Origin of the sequence: Bradyrhizobium sp. cir1, assembly GCF_014198245.1 — a bacterium.
Lineage (GTDB): Bacteria > Pseudomonadota > Alphaproteobacteria > Rhizobiales > Xanthobacteraceae > Bradyrhizobium.
Genome location: NZ_JACIHE010000001.1, coordinates 416,309 through 432,812, shown reverse-complemented (window position 1 = coordinate 432,812; position 16,504 = coordinate 416,309). Strand labels below are relative to the sequence as shown.

Below are 16,504 nucleotides of genomic sequence, written 5' to 3'. Positions count from 1 at the left end.
CGTCCATCGGGTATCCGCACTCCCGGAAGGACAGCGTCGTCTTGACCCCACTTCGCAAGCTTCTCTCCGCGGAGCAGATTGTCCAGCTCGTGATCCGTCTCGGATTGCTCGCGCTCCTGATCGCGTGGACGTTTCTGATCATCCGCCCCTTCGTGCCGATCCTGACCTGGAGCGCGGTGCTTGCGGTCGCGTTCTATCCCGCCTTCAGCTGGCTCGCCAAACGCCTCGGCGGCCGGCCCCGAACGGCCGCGACCATTCTCACCCTGACGACGCTTGGCGTTATCATCGGTCCTGCGGCATGGCTCGGGCTGAGCGCGGTCGAAGGCATCAAGGATCTCGCGGGCCAGATCGGCACCGGCGATCTCGTGCTTCAGGCGGCGCCGGAATGGCTCAAGGACTGGCCGCTGATCGGCCCCCAGCTGTTCGATCTCTGGACCCTGGCCTATACCAACGTTCGCGCCGTACTGCGCGAGGTGGCGCCGTATCTGAAACCGCTGGCCGGGGTGATGCTGTCGTTCGCCGGCAGCGCCGGCGTCGGCACGCTGCAGTTCCTGCTGTCGGTGCTCGTCGCCGGCTTCCTGTTTCCGTACGGACCGCAGCTCGTTGAGGCGATCCGCGGCTTCCTGTTCCGCATCGTGCCGGAGCAGAGCGAGCATTTTCTCGCGCTGGCGGGTGCAACGATCCGGGCGGTTGCGCAAGGCGTGATCGGCGTCGCGATCATCCAGGCGCTGCTGGCCGGCATCGGCTTCAAGCTTGCGGCCATCCCAAGCGCCGGCTTGCTCGCCATCCTCGTTCTACTGCTGTCGATCGTGCAGATCGGGGCCGCCATCGTCCTCGTGCCCGTGGTGATCTGGATCTGGACGGACAAGGACGTGACAACGGCGCTGCTTCTGACCGTCTTCCTCGTCGTCGTCGGTCTGCTGGACAATATTCTCAAGCCATTGGTCATGGGTCGGGGCCTGAGCACACCGACGCTCCTCATCCTGATCGGGGTCATCGGCGGCACATTGGCGCACGGCATCATCGGCCTCTTCATCGGCCCGATCATTCTGGCGGTCGCCTGGGAGCTCGCGGCGGCCTGGATCCGGATCGACCGTTCCGCAGCGCTGCGGGCGCAGGACAAGTCGGAGAGTTCCACTGCCGTCCGAAGATGAGTTCAGGGTCGCAGGGGCAGTCCCTGGCGCTGTTGTTGAACGGTTTCCGTCGCGCCGAGATTGGCACGAAAGGCAAGAAGGTCGGTCCTGATGCTGCTTCAAGTCCTTGTCAGCGCGCTGGTCAGCGCGATCAATATCGGGATGCACGCGCTGGCGACCGTCGGTGCCGTATCGATCGCGCGAACGGCCAGCTTGAAGCTCGTCACCAAGGGGCCACGACTGCACTTGATGGGGGTGATGGTCGCAACGGCCGCAGCGCTGAGCGTCGCGCACACCCTGGAGGTCCTGGTCTGGGTCTGCACATACTGGTTCGTCCAGGCGGCACCGGCGGGGAGCGACCTGCTGTATTTCGTCTTCGTGAACTACACCACGCTCGGCTATGGCGACATCACGCCGGTGCCCGAATGGCGGCTGATCGGCCCGTTGACGGCCATGAACGGCATCCTGCTTTCCGGCTGGTCGGCAGCCATCCTGTTTGAGGTCCTGCGCAAGACGATCGAAAATCGTGAAGCGAACGAACGGCTCCGTGGCGGGAACAATGCCTGAATTGCTGAGCGTGCAGTTCCTGCCGCTCTGCTCGCGCGCGGTTCGGTAGAGCCCTGCGTCGCTCAGGGCTGAAGATCGAGGCTCGCGAGCTGGTTCCGGTCCAGGAGCACGATCTGGCGCTGGGTGTTGCCGATGAAGCCGAGGACGCCGAGCTCGTGCAGCCGCGAAATGGCGCGAGAGACGGTTTCCAGCGTCAGGCCGAGATAGTCGGCGATATCGCGCCGCGACATCGGCAGCGCGATGACCCCCGTAGCGGTCAGCCTCTTGTCCATTTCCAGCAGGAAAGCCGCGACCCGCTCCAGCGAGGTCTTGCGGCCGAGCAGCAGCATGTGATCTTCCGCATGCTGGAGATTGTTCGTGGTCATGCTGAGCAGATTTCTGGCAACCATGGCATCGCTCTCGGCCACCAGCTCGAGGCTCTGCCGCCGCACCAGGCGAACCGTGGTGTCGACGATCGCCTCGGCCGTGAAACGATGCTCGTTTCCGTTCTCCAGCCCGAAAATGTCGCCGGTCAGGTGAAACGCGCCGATCTGCCTGCGGCCGTCCGACAACAGCTTGTAGCTCCGCACCGCGCCAGACTTGACCTGGTAGACATATTCGGCGGGCTCTTTCTCGCCGTAGATCTCGGCGCCTTTCTTGTAGGAAAATTCGATTAAACTGACGAGCGCATTAGAAGCACTGGTCATGCCGAGGTCGCGAAGGGAGTTGGGGCGCAGCGCAGAATCGGTGGTGATGCGAACGAACATGGGCCAGCTCCTCAGCTTGCCGCCGAATTGGTCTTTGAGACAAAAATCTCTCGCACCGGAAATGCGCCGCGCAATCGCGTTCCCGTCGAGGTTGATTTACGACTAAGGCGGTATTTCAATCCATTGTCCCAAGGGTCAATGTCCCAAGGGACAGCGGGGGCGATCGCTGCGCGGACTGAGAAAGACCTCGATGGAGCCGGAAAGTATTTTGTTGCGAAGCAAATGTTTCGATTTTTGAACCGTTGGCAACCACGCGGCCTCGGTTAAAGATTGCTTTATTGAATTTTACGCGAGGTAAATGGTGCCCGGTCTTGTCCACGTTGTCGATGACGACGCATCGTTCCGGACGGCGATCGAGCGCCGGCTGAAGCTTGCCGGTTATGACGTCGTCACTTACGCATCGGCGCAGGACTTCCTGAACGCAGCGCTGGACGACGAGCAGCCGGGATGCATCCTGCTCGACGTGCGGATACCGGGCTTGAGCGGCCCTGAACTGCAAAGTCGCCTGATCGCCGCGGGCTCGACGTTGCCGATCATATTCCTGACGGGTCACGCCGACACGCCGACGACCGTGCAGGCCATCAAGGCGGGAGCGGAAGACTTCCTGACCAAACCGGTTTCATCGGAGCTGTTGCTCGATGCGATCGCGCGTGCATTGGCGAGGCAAGATGCCGCGCGCAGCCATCGCGGCAGGCTCGAGGCATTTCGCGCGCACCTTGCGACGCTGACGCAGCGCGAACGGCAGGTGTTCGATCTCATCGTCCGCGGCAAGATCAACAAGCAAATCGCCTACGAGCTCGGGACGACCGAGCGAACCGTGAAAGCGCATCGCCACCAGGTGATGGAGAAGATGCAGGTTCATTCGCTTGCCGAGCTCGTTTCGATCGCGGAGCGGCTTGGAATGCTGGATCCGAACGGCCGCTAGGCTGCACCGTCGTTTCGAATGCAGTTCCCGCGGTGTCACTGCCCCAAAGGACAATATGAAGCGCGTTGACGCGGTGCTGCCATGCGATTGCGGCACGTCCTGATTGCAGTCGCCGCGTCACCGTCATGCCGAGTCCGAAAGGCCGCTTTCTTGCCGATGCGCGGGTCAGTTTTCATTGTCGACGACGACCCATCCATGCGAGTCAGCATGAACAGGCTGCTGCGCGCGCACGGATTCGATGTGAGGCTGTTCGATTCCGCGGAGGCCTTGCTTGATCACGGCGGTTTCGACGAGGCGATCTGCATCGTCCTCGACATCAATCTCGACGGCAAGTCCGGCGTCGAGCTGCGCCGCAAGCTGGCGGAGGAGGGCGTCACCGCGCCAGTGATCTACATTACCGGCAATGACAGCCCGGTGAACCGCACTGCCGCGGTTGCATCGGGTTGCGTCGCCTATCTGACAAAGCCGTTCACCGCACAATCATTGATCGAGTCGGTCACGCGTGCGGCCGCGCCATAGCGCGGAAATGCCGGTCATTTGTCGAGATACTGGCTCCAGCATCTTCGTCGGTGCGCCGCTGCGGACGGACGCGAACTGTCCCGGCGGCACCGGGGTCGTGAGAGCCAGGAGGTTCAAGTCGAGGAGCTCGAGCGTCAGCGCCTTGCTTGATCCAGATCAAGCCTGGCGAGAGCCAAGGCGCCCCAATGCAGTCTTGTAGATGACAGCCAGGCATTGCCGACCCGGCGCAATCCGACGCGACGGTACGGTCGAAATCGCTCTGCTGCTCATCCTGCTTACCGTGTTTGGCTCCTTCGCCATGATCCTGACCCAATAGGAGGAAGAAACGTCATGAGAAAGTTCACCGTCGGCGCCGTCCTGGTCGCCTCGCTCGCAGCCATTGCCGGTTTCAGCACGCCCTCGCGTGCCGAGACCGGCCAGGTCGCGGTCGTCTTTACCAAGGGCGGGTTCATCGTCGGCGTCGGCGGCGGGGAGGGCGTGCTGCTCCTGAGGGGCAAGAAATATCCCTTCACAGTCTCCGGCATGAGCGTCGGCTTCACGGTTGGAGCCTCGACGACGAAGTTCGTCGGCCGCGCCCTCAATCTGAAGGGTCCCGCCTCCATCGAAGGCTCCTATGCGGCGGGCGGAGCGGGCGGCGCCGTTGCGGCAGGGGCAGGTGCCGTGCAGCTGCAGAACGCCAATGGCGTCATCCTTCAGCTCAGCGGACCCAGGGTCGGCGCCGAAGTATCGGCCGCGGTCGGCGGGGTGACGATACGGTTGAAATAGATCCGGGAGCAGGGCTCATAGCAGACGGGCTGCGTCACCGCAGCCCGTTTCACATTTCAGTACCGTTCTTCGACGAACTTCCGCCCGCGCAGGCTTGCCTGGTCGTCGTAGCGTCCCTTGTGCGACCGCGGCGGCAGCTTGACCTTCTCCCGCTTGACCTTCTTGTACGGGATCGTTCTCAGGATGTGCGAGATTGCGTTGAGCCGCGCGCGCCGCTTGTCGTCGGAGCGGATCAGCCGCCACGGCGTATGGTGTCAGTCGCCTCGAACATCATGTCGCGCGCACGCGAATAATCATACCAGCGCCCGAACGACTCGGTGTCCATCGGGCTCAGCTTCCACTGCCACAGCGGATCCTCGATGCGCGCCATGAAACGGCGTTCCCTGCTCCTCCATCCCTGCGCCAAGGCGTTTCGCGCGCTGGGCGCCGGAGAAGGCTCTAGCGCGTGCTGGCTTCCTCAGTAACGGCTGGGGATCGGCTCGCCTGCGCCCAGATCTTCGGTAGCGCCTTTGGGCCGCGCCTGCGGCTTGGGGATCTTCGGTAGGTCTATGTCGACCTTTTTATAGGGTATGCTGTCGATCAGATGCCGGATCAGGTTCAGCCGGGCGCGGCGCTTGTCGTCGGCTGGCACGATGTACCATGGCGTCTCTGGCGTGTGCGTGGCCTCGATCATGCGCTGGTAGGCCGCCGTGTAGTCCCACCAACGCCAAACCGATTCTGTATCCATCGGGCTCAGTTTCCAATGCTTGACCGGGTCATTGATCCTGGCCTCGAAGCGGCGCCGCTGTTCGTCCTGGCTGACATCGAGAAAGTACTTCCGCAGGATGATTCCGGTTTTGACGATCATCTCCCGTTCGACTGCAGGAGCGAGCGCCAGGAAGCGCTCGTACTCCTCGTCGCTGACGAAGCCCATTACATGCTCTACACCAGCGCGATTGTACCATGAGCGGTCGAACAGGATGATCTCACCTGCCGCCGGGAAATGCGCAATGTAGCGCTGGACGTAGACTTGCGTCTTCTCACGGTCGGACGGGACGGGCAATGCCACGTGCCGGTAGACCCGCGGGCTCGTGCGGGCGGTAATACGGCTGATCACGCCGCCCTTGCCCGCCGTGTCGCGGCCCTCGAAAACCACGATGATGCGCGCACCCTTGGCTTTGACCCAAGTCTGCAGGCGAACTAGTTCGACTTGGAGCTTCGCGAGTTCCTTCTCGAATTCCTTGCGCTTCATCTTGCCGGAGGCGTTGGTTGCTTCGGCTGACTGACGCTTCTTTTGCCCATCTTTCGCCAATTGGAGCGCTCCTCGTGCATGGCCAGAAGCAACAATCGAATGTTTTATCAGTTCGCGGTTGCGCTATCAGCCGCTCAACACGTTATGCTCCGGGCGCTAGTCGTCGCCCCATGAAATGGTCACGCCGATGTCGCCGGGCACGCCGCCCGGAAAATCGATGATCTGATAGGCGATGCGATAGCCGCGCGGCTTCAGATAGTCGGTCCAGAGCTGAAATATCTCCTTTGGGATGCCGGTCAGCGTATTTTCCCAGCCCTTTTCCATCTGGTTGATGGCGCGTCCCTTGTCGGTGCAGAGCGTGTTCGGGAAACGATAGACCATGACCTCGGTGAGCCCGTTTCGCACCGCACGCTGGATAATCGTCGAGGCGAGCTTGATCTTCTCCTCCTCGGTCTTGCCGGACGGCTTGCTCAGTCGCTCGATCAGGGCCCGCTTCTCGGCCTCGGCCGCCGCCGCGAGGCGGACATACTCTTCCGCCTTCTCCGCCTCCTTGAGCGCGGCCTCTTTGCGGATCTGCGTGGCACTGGGAATGAGATCGTCGAGACCAGGCATGGCAGCGGCTCCCTTTGATTGTGCAAAGCTTTAGGGAACGCTAGGTCCGGCCGCGGGTGTTCCCTTGATTCAAATCAAGCAAATTGGGAAGGTAGCTGAACACAGTGCCGAAAGTGCACGTTCGCTGACCGGGAGAGACGTTTGAGCGACCAGCTTCATCCGATGGCTCCGCACCATCTGCCGTTCTATCTCGCGCCTGGAAGCGGGACCGATACGCTGATGGTGGTGATGGGCGTCTTCCTGATCGGCACAATCCTCTGGGTCGGCACGCTCTATTGGAAGCTGCACAGCCTGCCGGAGCGGATGGCGCACAAATCGCAGAAGCTGCAGTTCGAATTCGTTGCGGTGCTCGGCCTGATCTCGTTGTTCACCCACATGCACATTTTTTGGATCGCGGGCCTGCTGCTGGCGATGATCGATATCCCGGATTTTGGAACGCCGCTGCGCAGCATTGCCGATTCCGTCGAAAAGATTGCCGACGCCACGCCGGGAGAGGGTGAGGTGTATGCAGGCCCGGCACAAGCGGGGGATGGCGTCGTACAGCCGCCACCGGACAAGGCGGGCCCCGCCAAGGAAAAGGAGCACAGCCATGCTTGAGCTCCTGATCTGTTCCCTGGTGACGATCTTGCCGGACTACCTCTACCGCCGCTACCGCCAGGGCAAGCGCTTCGGCAAGGAGATCACCTTCTTCTCGGTCTGGTACGAGCTGCGCTGGGGCATTACGAGCTGCCTGATGCTGACGGTCTCGTTGATCACGATGATCTTCTATTTTCACCCGTCAACGCAGTCGGCGACGCTGTACTTCCGAACCGTGCCGATCCTGCCCGAAAGCTCTGGCCGTGTTGCCGAGGTCAAGGTCGGCTTCAGCGCACCGGTGAAGAAGGGCGATGTTCTGTTCACGCTCGACAGCTCCAAGCAGCAGGCTGCGTTCGAGACTACCAAGCGCAAGGTTGCCGAGGTCGATGCCGCGATGCAGGCGGCGCAGGCCGACGTCGTCAAGGCCGAGGCACAGATCGCGGAGGCGAAAGCCAACTACCAGCAGGCCAAGGACGAGCTCGAGGTCAAGAGCGAGCTCCAGCGCCGCAACCCCGGCATCGTTCCACAGCGCGACATCGAGAAGCTCCAGGTCCTGGTCGATCAGCGCCAGGCCGGTGTCGATGCCGCGAACGCCGCGAAGCAATCCGCATCCTTGCAGATTTCCACGCTGCTGCCGGCGCAGAAATCCAGCGCTGAGGCCGCGCTCGACCAGGCCCAGGTCGATCTCGACAAGACGTTCGTGCGCGCCGGTGTCGACGGGCGGGTCGAACAGTTCGTGGTTCGTCCCGGCGACGTCGTCAACCAGATGATGCGCCCGGCGGGCGTCCTGATTCCGGAAGAGGCCGGCCGCAAGCTTCTCCAGGCCGGCTTCGGCCAGATCGAGGCGCAGGTGATGAAGACCGGCATGGTGGCGGAGGCGACCTGCGTATCCAAGCCGTGGGTGATCATCCCGATGCTGATCACGACCGTGCAGGACTACATCGCAGCCGGGCAGTTCCGGTCCGGAGAGCAATTGCTGGAAGCGCAGAATGCCGTTCGTCCGGGCACGATCCTTGTATTCATGGAGCCGCTCTACAAGGGAGGGCTCGAGGGAGTCACGCCTGGTAGCAGCTGCATCGTCAATGCCTACACCAGCAACCACGAGGAAATCTCGGCCAAGGATACGCCGACCAGCCGGAAGATCGCGCTGCACGTCGTGGACGGCGTCGGCCTCGTGCACGCGCTGCTGCTGCGGATCCAGGCGCTGTTGCTGCCGATCCAGACGCTCGTGCTGAGCGGCGGCCATTGAACGACGAGAGAAGGACGAAGCACATGGGTTCACGGAAAATGGTCACGCTCGGCGCGACGTTGATCTCGCTTGTTGTTGCGGCTGCCAGCGCCAGGGCCCTTGACCTCAACGGCGCCTGGGCCGGCGATGCCGACAATTGCAGCAAGGTGTTTGCGCGCAAGGGCGCGCAGCTCGGCTTCACCGACATGTCGGACGTCTATGGCGGCGGTTTCATCGTCGACGGAGATCAGATCGTTGGAAAATTCGCGCGCTGCCGCATCAAAGCGCGGAAGGACAACGGTCCGAACGTCAACCTGGTGGCGGCCTGCGCGACCGACATGATGCTCTCCAGCATTCAGTTCAGCCTGAAGGAGGTGGATGCAAACAGCATCATCCGGCTATTCCCGGGCATGGAGGAGATGGAGATCCGCTATTTCCGTTGTCCGGCCTCTTAGCGACAGATCGTGTCTTCGCGGACTGTCCGTGCGCGACAATTGCCGCTAGAATTGTTGGGAAAGCAGCCACCGGAAGCTGCGGGGATTGGAGCTGAGCGGACGCATGTCCTCTGCCTCGGTCAGGTCATGGCCGGCCGTGCTGTTCTGCCTGGGCTTGTTCGTCGTCGCGTGCCTGTCGCCTGACGAGGCCCGTGGCGTCGAGCGGAGCCTGCGCGGCGAGTTCAAGCGTGTGCTCTTGCTGCATTCCTTTGGCCGCGAGTTTCGGCCGTGGAGCGAATACGCGCGCGACATCAAGTCGGAGCTCGAGCGGCAATCGCCATGGCCGCTCGACATCCAGGAGCATGCGCTGCTCACAGCGCGGTTCAACAATCCTGGTCCCGAGGCGCCCTTCGTCGAGTATCTGCAATCGCTCTACCAGGGGGCGTTGCCCGATATCGTGTTGACCATTGGCGCACCCGCCGCCCGGTTTGCCCAGAAATACCGCGCGAGATTGTTCCCCGATACGCCGTTGATTCTTTCCGCGGTCGAGTACCGGCTGATCAACCGCGCCGATCTTACCGACAATGACGTCGTCGTGGCGATCCGCAACGATTTCACGGCTGCATTCGCCAACATCCTCCAGGTGCTGCCGGATACCAGGGCGGTCGCAATCGTGATCGGTGCCTCGCCGCTCGAGAAGTTCTGGATAGAGGAGCTGAAACGCGAACTGAAACCTCTGGACGAGCGGTTGGAGCTCATCTGGTATTCGGACCTGTCGTTCGAGGAGATCCTGAAACGTGCATCGAGTCTTCCCCCGCACACGGTGCTGTTCTGGGGCCTGATGTCGGTCGATGCAGCCGGGATCGTCCACGAGAGCGACATCGCCCTGCGCAGCCTGCACGCAGTCGCGAATGCGCCGATCTTTTCCTACCAGGACCCGTTCTTCGGGGGCAGCACCGTCGGCGGACCGATGCATTCGGTTGCGGAGACGAGTTCGAGGACCGTCAGCGTCGCGATCCGCGTTCTCGGAGGCGAAAAACCTGCGAGCATCACCTATGAGCCCCTCGGCTTCGCGGCGCCGAGATATGATTGGCGGGAATTGCAGCGCTGGGGCATCAGCGAGAGCCGCTTGCCTCCCGGCAGCGAAATCCTGTTTCGCGAACCGAACATCTGGGAGCGCTATCGCTGGCAGATGCTGATGATCTCGGCCGTATTCCTGGTGCAGGCCGGGCTCATCAGCGGGCTGCTGCATGAGCGTCGCCGCCGCCGGCTCGCCGAAGTGGAATCGCGCCAGCGGCTCGCGGAACTCGCCCACGTGAACCGGTACTCGGCCGTTGGCGAACTGACGACCTCGATCGCGCATGAATTGAACCAGCCGCTGGGATCCATTCTGACCAACGCCGAGACCGCGGAGCTCATGCTGAGGGCCGCACCGCCCGATATCGACGAGGTCCGGCAGATCCTCGCCGACATCAGACGGGACGACCAGCGGGCGAGCGAGGTGATCCGCAGGCTGCGCAGCGTGCTGAAGAAGACCCCGTTCGAGGTCAGGGATATCGAGCTGAACGACACGGTGCGGGAGGCGATCGGACTGGTGACCGCCGTCGCCGATGGACGCCGCATCGCGCTGACCTACATGCCCGCATTCGCGGATCTGCACGTCAAGGGCGATCCCGTCCAGCTTCAGCAGGTCGTGCTCAACCTGATCATCAATGCGATGGATGCAGTCTCGGACGCCGACATGAAGAAGCGCGAAATCACCGTGTCGACCACGCGCGCCGGCAGCCAGGCCGAGATCAGGATCTCCGATACCGGTCCAGGCATTGCCGCCGCGGATCTCGCAAACATCTTCGATCCGTTCTTCACGACCAAGCCGCAAGGCATGGGAATGGGACTTGCGATCGTGAAGACCATCATCGAGGCCCATCACGGCACGATCGCCGCTGAGAACCAGCCGGGGGGCGGTGCCCTGTTCACGATCAGGCTGCCGCTCATTCGTTGAAGGCGTCTCCGCCATACCACTCTCGCGCCGCAACAAGACGCGAAGCGGCGTTTGTTGATCTCGATCAACAAACGCCCATGCCGCGGCCCGATGTTCGCGACCGGAAAGTCCGATGGAGGGTGGAATGTCTCGCTGCGGCAAGACCCTGATGGCCATTGCGCTGATGCTGGCGATGCCGGTCGCGGCATTTGCGCAGACGGCTGACAAGCCGGCGACGCCGAGCACGCAGGCGCAGCCTGCAACCGCGCAAGCACCGGCTGCGGAGCTGTTGAAGCCGGAACAGCTCGAAGCGTTGGTTGCGCCGATCGCGCTCTATCCCGACGAGCTGCTCGCCAACGTGTTGGCCGCGTCGACCTATCCGCTCGAAGTGGTGCAGGCCGACCGCTGGCTGAAGGAGCGTAAGACGCTGAAGGGTGATGCGCTGAAGACCGAGGTCGACAAGCAGGCCTGGGACGACAGCGTCAAGGCGCTCGCGAGCACGGCCGAGGTTCTTGCCATGATGAGCGACAAGCTCGATTGGACCCAGAAGCTGGGTGATGCCTTTCTCGCCCAGCAGCCCGACGTAATGGATGCGATCCAGCGCTTGCGCAACAAGGCCTATGACAACAAGAAGCTGGTGACCACCAAGCAGCAGAAGGTCAGCGTTCAGTCGCAGGAAGGCAAGCAGGTCGTCGTCATCCAGCAGGCCGATCCTGCGACGATGTATGTGCCGTACTACGATCCGGCGACGGTCTACGGCACCTGGCCCTATGCAGAATATCCGCCGTATTATTGGGGCTATCCCTCCTATATCGGCGCCGGCGTGGTCGCGGCCGGGCTCGCGTTCGGCACGGCCTGGGCAATCGGGCGCTGGGGCAATTACTGGGGCGGCGGCTGCAACTGGGGCAACCGCAACGTCTACGTCAATCATCGCAACACCAACATCAATACCGGCTGGCAGCATAATCCGGCCCATCGCCAGGGCGTGCGCTACAACAACACCAATGTTCAGCAGCGCTTCGGCAACAACAATCTGAAGGCCGGTGTGTCGGACCGGATGGATTTCCGCGGTCGTGACGGCAACCAGGTGCTGCGTCCCAACCAGGGTGCTGGAGACCGCGCTGGCGATCGTGCACGCGATCGTGGCGGGCCCGGTGATCGCGCCGGCAATCGCGGCGATCGTCCTGGCGCCGGGGATCGCCCCAGTGCAGGGACGCGCGACCGGCCGGGTGGCGGCGACCGGGCCGGTGCCGGGGATCGTGCCAAGGGCGGAGGTGATCGTGCCAAGGGCGGGGGCGACCGCGCCAAGGCTGCGACCCGTGGCGGCGGCGGTGCGGCCAATCGTGGCGGTGGCGGCAATCGCGGCGGCGCCATGAACGTCTCCTCCGGCCGGGCGGCGGCCGCAGCGTCGGCGCGCGGACGATCGAGCATGGCGAGCATGCCGCGCGGTGGCGGCGGCGGGCCGAGCTTTGCCGGTCGCGGCGGCGGTGGCGGCATGGCGATGCGTGGTGGTGGAGGCGGCGGTGGCCGGCGCTCGGATATAGCACTGAAGCACGACATCGCACTGCTCGGCCATCTCGGCAACGGTCTCGGCTATTATCGCTTCAGCTATATCGGCAGCGACAAGGCCTATGTCGGCGTCATGGCGCAGGAGGTCGAAAGCGTAATGCCTGATGCGGTGACCCGCGGCAGCGACGGCTATCTGCGCGTCCGCTACGAAAAGCTTGGCCTGAAATTCCGCACCTACAGCGATTGGCTCGCCGGCGGCGCGAAGATTCCTGCGGAGGTCGCGCCATGATCGGTCTGATGTCGCTTTGTCGCGCGGTACTGCCCGGCATCATGGTGCTGGCGCTTCTTGGATCGGTGTCGCAGGCGCAGGAATCCTACAAGACGCCGGAGGACGCGGCCGCCGCTCTCGCTGCTGCGGCCAAGAGCGGCCCGCGCGATCTCCTGAAGGTGCTGGGCAAGGCGGCGGACGACATCGTCTCGTCCGGCGACGAGGTCGCCGACGCCGACATCCGCGCGCGGTTCGTCTCGATGTACGACGCCAAGCATGCGATCAAGGCCGAGGGCAACAAGAAGGCCACGCTGATGCTCGGCCCGGACGACTTCCCGTTCCCGATTCCCTTGGTCAACACCAGGACCGGCTGGGAGTTCGACACCGACGAAGGCCGGATCGAGGTGCTTCGCCGCCGCATCGGCCGCAACGAGCTCGACGCGATCCAGACCGCGCTCGCCTATGTCGATGCGCAGAACGAATATGCCGACAAGGATCGCGGCGAGGGTGCCGGCATCTATGCGCAGCGCTTCCTCTCCACGGCCGGCAAGAAGGACGGCCTGTTCTGGCGTGACGATGCCGATCCAAGCCCGCTCGGCGCGCTGGTCGCGGAGGCCGCGGCCGAAGGCTACAAGCAAGGCGCAGGCGATGGGCCCGCCCCCTATCACGGCTACTACTTCCGTATCCTGAAAGGCCAGGGGGCCGACGCGCCCGGCGGCGCGCTCAACTACGTCGTCAAGGGCAAGATGATCGGCGGCTTCGCGCTGATCGCATGGCCCGCTGAGTATGGCAATTCCGGCGTGATGACCTTTCTGGTCAACCACGCCGGCACCGTCTACCAGAAGGATCTCGGCACCCGGACCGATTTCATCGCGCCGCGGACGACGCTGTTTGATCCCGACCAGACGTGGAAGAAGGTCGATGCCGAGAAGCCCTAGGCTGGAACGCGTCCTGCGCGCCATCGCAACCGGCCTCGCGGCGCTGGTGCTCGTCCTGCTTGCGATGCCGGCCACGCCATCCTTTGCACAGGCGAGCGGGCAAGTCCGCGTCAAGATCGTCAAGGCCGGCCTTCTGGTCGGCGGCGGCGCGGGCAGCGGCGTGTTGAATTATCGCGGGCGGAACTATCCCTTCACCGTCGCGGGCCTCAGCTTCGGCATAACAGCCGGCGCGAGCGTTGGTCGGTTCGAGGGACGGGCGTCGGGCATCCGGGACGTCGCTGACTTTGCCGGGACGTACAGTTCCGTCGGCGGCGGCTTCGCCCTGGTTGGCGGCATCAACGGCGTCCAGCTGCGCAACGAGAAGGGCGTGACGCTGGTGCTGCAAGGACCGAAGGCGGGCCTGGAGCTCGCGGCAAACATCAGCCAGATCACCATTTCGCTGAAGTGAGGCTCTCGTCCGGCTTCGTCGAGCTGGCCGGCGACCGTCGAATCCCGACTGCTCCATTTTGGTAAATCGTGGCCAAAAGAAGAAGTTGAATTCCGTAAGCCTCTGAGATCACGTGGCTATTTGACACTGTAGTGTCTCGGCAACAATGTGGTACGAATACATCAGTTTCCGCCCGCCGCGGACCCGTTTTCAGCACCCATTGCCGGAATGACCAGCGCAGATACCTCGGCCGCATCCTTTGACACGGCCCCAGCCGAAGAGCCGCGACGTTGGTCGCCTCGACGCTGGCTGGCGCCCTTTGCCGTGGCGCTGGCACTGCTGTCGGGCCTGCTGACCTTCCTGGTCCTGACCGGACTGACGCGGATCGAGCCGACGCCGGAGGTGGTCCGTTCGTTCTACCTGATCAATGCCGGCACCATCCTGCTGCTGGTCGGGATCATCGTCCGCGAGCTCTGGCAGCTCATCCTGGCGCGGCGGCGGGGAAGGGCGGCGGCGCGGCTCCATGTCCAGATCGTCAGCCTGTTCTCGATCGTTGCGGTGCTGCCGGCGGTGCTGGTCTCCGTGGTCGCCAACGTCACCCTCGAGCGCGGCCTCGACCGGCTGTTCTCCGGGCCGACCAAGGAGGTCATCCAGAACTCGCTGAACATCGCGCGCGCCTACATGCAGGACCATGCTCAGCTGATCCGCGGCGACATTCTCGGCATGGCCAACGACATCGCCCATGCCAGGCCGCTGTACGACCAGGACCGGCGCTCGTTCCGCGAGATGCTGACCGCCAGTGCGAGCTCCCGCAATCTGCCGGGCGCGATGATCATCGACAAGAACACCAACATCCTGGAATCCGCCGACACTGGCATGCGGCTGGCCTATTCGCCGCCGGCGCCGGACTTCCTCAGCAACGTCAACGAGAACGAGCCCGAGATCGCGGTGCTGCCGGATGCGAGCTTCGTTGCGGCCGTGATCCGGCTGCGTGCCTTCAACGACACCTTCCTCTATGTCGCGCGACCTCTCGATCCCAATGTGGTCAACCAGCTCAAGCAGACCGAGGTCAGCGTCGCCGAATATGCCCAGATCGAGTCGCGGCGGCTCGGCATCCAGGTCGCCTTCGCGCTGATGTTCGCGGTGATCGCGCTGACCATCCTGATGGCCTCGGTGCTGATCGGGCTGAACTTCGCCAACTCGCTGGTGGCGCCGATCCGGCGACTGATGAACGCGGCCCATACGGTTTCGACCGGCGACCTGCACGTCAAAGTTCCGGTGCACCAGTCGGAAGGCGACCTCGCCCAGCTGGGTGAGACCTTCAACAAGATGACGCAGGAATTGCGCAGCCAGCGCGACGAGCTCGTCAACGCCAGCGACCTCATCGACAGCCGTCGCCGCTTCATCGAGGCCGTGCTGTCCTCGGCGAGCGCCGGCATCATCGGCGTCGATACCTCGGGCAGCGTCGGCATCCTCAACCGCTCCGCCGAGAAGCTGATCGGGCACTCCGAAGCGGAGACGCTGGGCCATCCGCTCTCGGACGTTCTGCCCGAGCTCGACGAGATGATGAAGACGGCGCGGGAAGGGACCCAGCGCCTGGTGCAGGGCCAGATCACGATCACGCGCGACGGGCAGGAACGCAATCTCTCGGTCCGCGTCAGCGCCGAGAAGAACCAGCCGCACGACAGCTACATCATCACCCTCGACGACATCACCGAGCTGGTCTCGGCACAGCGCACCTCGGCCTGGGGCGACGTGGCGCGCCGCATCGCCCACGAGATCAAGAACCCGCTGACGCCGATCCAGCTCTCTGCCGAGCGCATCCGCCGCAAGTTCGGCAAGGACATCACCGAGGCCAAGGACAAGCAGATCTTCGACCAGTGCACCGACACCATCGTGCGCCAGGTCGACGATATCAGGCGCATGGTCGACGAGTTCTCGCGCTTTGCGCGGATGCCGAAGCCCGTGATGGAGGGCGAGGACGTCGCCGACACGGTGCGGCAGGCGGTGTTCCTGATGAAGGTCGCCCATCCCGAGCTCGATATCGAGGCGGAATTCAAAGAGGATCCGCTGCGGGCCCAGTTCGACCGGCGGCTGATCTCGCAGGCGGTCACCAACATCGTCAAGAACGCCACCGAGGCGATCGAGCAGGTCCCGCCGGAGGAGCTCGGCAAAGGCCGCATCGACGTCGTGGTGTCGCGCGAGGGCGAGGACGTGCTGATCGACGTGATCGACAACGGCATCGGCCTGCCCAAGGTCGCGCGCTCGCGGCTGCTCGAGCCCTACGTGACCACACGCGCCAAGGGCACCGGCCTTGGCCTTGCCATCGTCGGCCGCGTGCTGGAAGACCATGGCGGGCGCATCGAGCTGAAGGACGCCTCCGATTTCCGCGAGGGCCAGCGCGGCGCCTGGATGCGCATGCGCTTTGCGATCTCCGGCCAGCCTGCGAAGTCCCAGGGAGCCGAGCAGGCGCCCGAGCCCGCGGCCAAGCCGGACATCAAGGAAACGTCCCCGGAATCTGTCAAGGAATCCGGCAAGGACCTGGAAACAAAAGAGCCGGCGGCCGGAACCAAAGGGCCGGAAGAAAAGACCAATGATTCAACGAAAATCGAAGCCTCAACAGGCAGCTGACAAGACAGGCGCGA

Annotated in this window: 16 protein-coding genes and 1 pseudogene; 13 read left to right on the top strand and 4 right to left on the bottom strand. The window is 63.6% G+C overall.

Translation table 11 applies throughout. From position 1 onward, the window contains the following. The first annotated feature begins 41 nt into the window (after window positions 1-41). Both GGD63_RS02085 and GGD63_RS02080 read left to right on the top strand, forming a co-directional pair. Window positions 42-1,154 carry an AI-2E family transporter gene (locus GGD63_RS02085; RefSeq protein WP_183239235.1) on the top strand — a complete coding sequence of 371 codons (1,113 nt, stop codon included), beginning with the start codon at window positions 42-44 and terminating at the stop codon, window positions 1,152-1,154. 90 nt (window positions 1,155-1,244) lie between these two features. Further along, window positions 1,245-1,700 carry a potassium channel family protein gene (locus GGD63_RS02080; RefSeq protein ID WP_183239234.1) on the top strand — a complete coding sequence of 152 codons (456 nt, stop codon included), beginning with the start codon at window positions 1,245-1,247 and terminating at the stop codon, window positions 1,698-1,700. 62 nt (window positions 1,701-1,762) lie between these two features. Here GGD63_RS02080 and GGD63_RS02075 read toward each other — a convergent pair whose 3' ends face one another. Further along, entirely contained in the window at window positions 1,763-2,446 is a 684-nt protein-coding gene (locus GGD63_RS02075; RefSeq protein WP_183239233.1) for a helix-turn-helix domain-containing protein, read from the bottom strand. 301 nt (window positions 2,447-2,747) lie between these two features. Between GGD63_RS02075 and GGD63_RS02070 the strand changes: the two genes are divergently transcribed. The 3 genes from GGD63_RS02070 (at window position 2,748) to GGD63_RS02060 (ending at window position 4,655) form a co-directional block, all read left to right on the top strand. Beyond that, on the top strand, window positions 2,748-3,371 hold the full coding sequence (locus GGD63_RS02070; RefSeq protein ID WP_183239680.1) for a response regulator transcription factor: 624 nt from the start codon (window positions 2,748-2,750) through the stop codon (window positions 3,369-3,371). A 207-nt stretch (window positions 3,372-3,578) separates the two neighbouring features. Continuing rightward, window positions 3,579-3,890, top strand: a complete 312-nt coding sequence (locus GGD63_RS02065; protein WP_312013020.1) for a response regulator — start codon at window positions 3,579-3,581, stop codon at window positions 3,888-3,890. 330 nt (window positions 3,891-4,220) lie between these two features. Next, window positions 4,221-4,655: a hypothetical protein gene (locus GGD63_RS02060; RefSeq protein ID WP_183239232.1), complete on the top strand. Its 435-nt coding sequence runs from the start codon at window positions 4,221-4,223 to the stop codon at window positions 4,653-4,655. A 56-nt stretch (window positions 4,656-4,711) separates the two neighbouring features. On the opposite strand, the pseudogene GGD63_RS02055 reads toward GGD63_RS02060, so the two are convergent. From GGD63_RS02055 to GGD63_RS02045, 3 genes and pseudogenes are all read right to left on the bottom strand, one after another. After that, window positions 4,712-5,043, bottom strand: a pseudogene (locus GGD63_RS02055) (polyphosphate kinase 2); the annotation flags it as partial. A 69-nt stretch (window positions 5,044-5,112) separates the two neighbouring features. After that, on the bottom strand, window positions 5,113-5,886 hold the full coding sequence (ppk2, locus tag GGD63_RS02050; RefSeq protein ID WP_183239678.1) for a polyphosphate kinase 2: 774 nt from the start codon (window positions 5,884-5,886) through the stop codon (window positions 5,113-5,115). 156 nt (window positions 5,887-6,042) lie between these two features. Then, window positions 6,043-6,498, bottom strand: coding sequence for a hypothetical protein (locus GGD63_RS02045; protein WP_183239231.1), 456 nt, complete (start codon window positions 6,496-6,498; stop codon window positions 6,043-6,045). A 162-nt stretch (window positions 6,499-6,660) separates the two neighbouring features. On the opposite strand from GGD63_RS02045, the gene GGD63_RS02040 reads away from it, so the two are divergent. From GGD63_RS02040 to GGD63_RS02005, 8 genes are all read left to right on the top strand, one after another. After that, window positions 6,661-7,095: a hypothetical protein gene (locus GGD63_RS02040; protein ID WP_183239677.1), complete on the top strand. Its 435-nt coding sequence runs from the start codon at window positions 6,661-6,663 to the stop codon at window positions 7,093-7,095. Next, complete coding sequence (locus GGD63_RS02035) at window positions 7,088-8,323, top strand: HlyD family secretion protein (protein WP_183239230.1); 1,236 nt, start codon at window positions 7,088-7,090, stop codon at window positions 8,321-8,323. Before GGD63_RS02040 ends, GGD63_RS02035 begins: the two co-directional genes overlap by 8 nt. Before the next feature lie 23 nt (window positions 8,324-8,346). After that, window positions 8,347-8,757: a hypothetical protein gene (locus tag GGD63_RS02030; protein ID WP_183239229.1), complete on the top strand. Its 411-nt coding sequence runs from the start codon at window positions 8,347-8,349 to the stop codon at window positions 8,755-8,757. Between the two features lie 103 nt (window positions 8,758-8,860). Then, entirely contained in the window at window positions 8,861-10,738 is a 1,878-nt protein-coding gene (locus GGD63_RS02025) for a HAMP domain-containing sensor histidine kinase (protein ID WP_183239228.1), read from the top strand. Between the two features lie 124 nt (window positions 10,739-10,862). After that, window positions 10,863-12,515 (top strand): DUF3300 domain-containing protein, encoded by a 1,653-nt coding sequence (locus tag GGD63_RS02020; RefSeq protein WP_183239227.1) that lies wholly within the window; start codon window positions 10,863-10,865, stop codon window positions 12,513-12,515. Continuing rightward, entirely contained in the window at window positions 12,512-13,432 is a 921-nt protein-coding gene (locus tag GGD63_RS02015; RefSeq protein ID WP_183239226.1) for a DUF2950 domain-containing protein, read from the top strand. Before GGD63_RS02020 ends, GGD63_RS02015 begins: the two co-directional genes overlap by 4 nt. Then, on the top strand, window positions 13,416-13,880 hold the full coding sequence (locus tag GGD63_RS02010; RefSeq protein WP_183239225.1) for a hypothetical protein: 465 nt from the start codon (window positions 13,416-13,418) through the stop codon (window positions 13,878-13,880). The genes GGD63_RS02015 and GGD63_RS02010 overlap by 17 nt, the downstream gene beginning before the upstream one ends. Window positions 13,881-14,087: 207 nt before the next feature. Then, window positions 14,088-16,490 carry a PAS domain-containing sensor histidine kinase gene (locus GGD63_RS02005; RefSeq protein WP_183239224.1) on the top strand — a complete coding sequence of 801 codons (2,403 nt, stop codon included), beginning with the start codon at window positions 14,088-14,090 and terminating at the stop codon, window positions 16,488-16,490. Window positions 16,491-16,504: the final 14 nt, after the last annotated feature.

Coding starts and splice junctions, on each gene's coding strand:
- GGD63_RS02080 (WP_183239234.1), top strand. CDS start 1,245: ATGCTGCTTCAAGTCCTTGTCAGCGCGCTGGTCAGCGCGATCAATATC.
- GGD63_RS02075 (WP_183239233.1), bottom strand. CDS start 2,446: ATGTTCGTTCGCATCACCACCGATTCTGCGCTGCGCCCCAACTCCCTT.
- GGD63_RS02065 (WP_312013020.1), top strand. CDS start 3,579: ATGAACAGGCTGCTGCGCGCGCACGGATTCGATGTGAGGCTGTTCGAT.
- GGD63_RS02060 (WP_183239232.1), top strand. CDS start 4,221: ATGAGAAAGTTCACCGTCGGCGCCGTCCTGGTCGCCTCGCTCGCAGCC.
- ppk2 (WP_183239678.1), bottom strand. CDS start 5,886: ATGAAGCGCAAGGAATTCGAGAAGGAACTCGCGAAGCTCCAAGTCGAA.
- GGD63_RS02045 (WP_183239231.1), bottom strand. CDS start 6,498: ATGCCTGGTCTCGACGATCTCATTCCCAGTGCCACGCAGATCCGCAAA.
- GGD63_RS02040 (WP_183239677.1), top strand. CDS start 6,661: ATGGCTCCGCACCATCTGCCGTTCTATCTCGCGCCTGGAAGCGGGACC.
- GGD63_RS02035 (WP_183239230.1), top strand. CDS start 7,088: ATGCTTGAGCTCCTGATCTGTTCCCTGGTGACGATCTTGCCGGACTAC.
- GGD63_RS02030 (WP_183239229.1), top strand. CDS start 8,347: ATGGGTTCACGGAAAATGGTCACGCTCGGCGCGACGTTGATCTCGCTT.
- GGD63_RS02025 (WP_183239228.1), top strand. CDS start 8,861: ATGTCCTCTGCCTCGGTCAGGTCATGGCCGGCCGTGCTGTTCTGCCTG.
- GGD63_RS02020 (WP_183239227.1), top strand. CDS start 10,863: ATGTCTCGCTGCGGCAAGACCCTGATGGCCATTGCGCTGATGCTGGCG.
- GGD63_RS02015 (WP_183239226.1), top strand. CDS start 12,512: ATGATCGGTCTGATGTCGCTTTGTCGCGCGGTACTGCCCGGCATCATG.
- GGD63_RS02010 (WP_183239225.1), top strand. CDS start 13,416: ATGCCGAGAAGCCCTAGGCTGGAACGCGTCCTGCGCGCCATCGCAACC.
- GGD63_RS02005 (WP_183239224.1), top strand. CDS start 14,088: ATGACCAGCGCAGATACCTCGGCCGCATCCTTTGACACGGCCCCAGCC.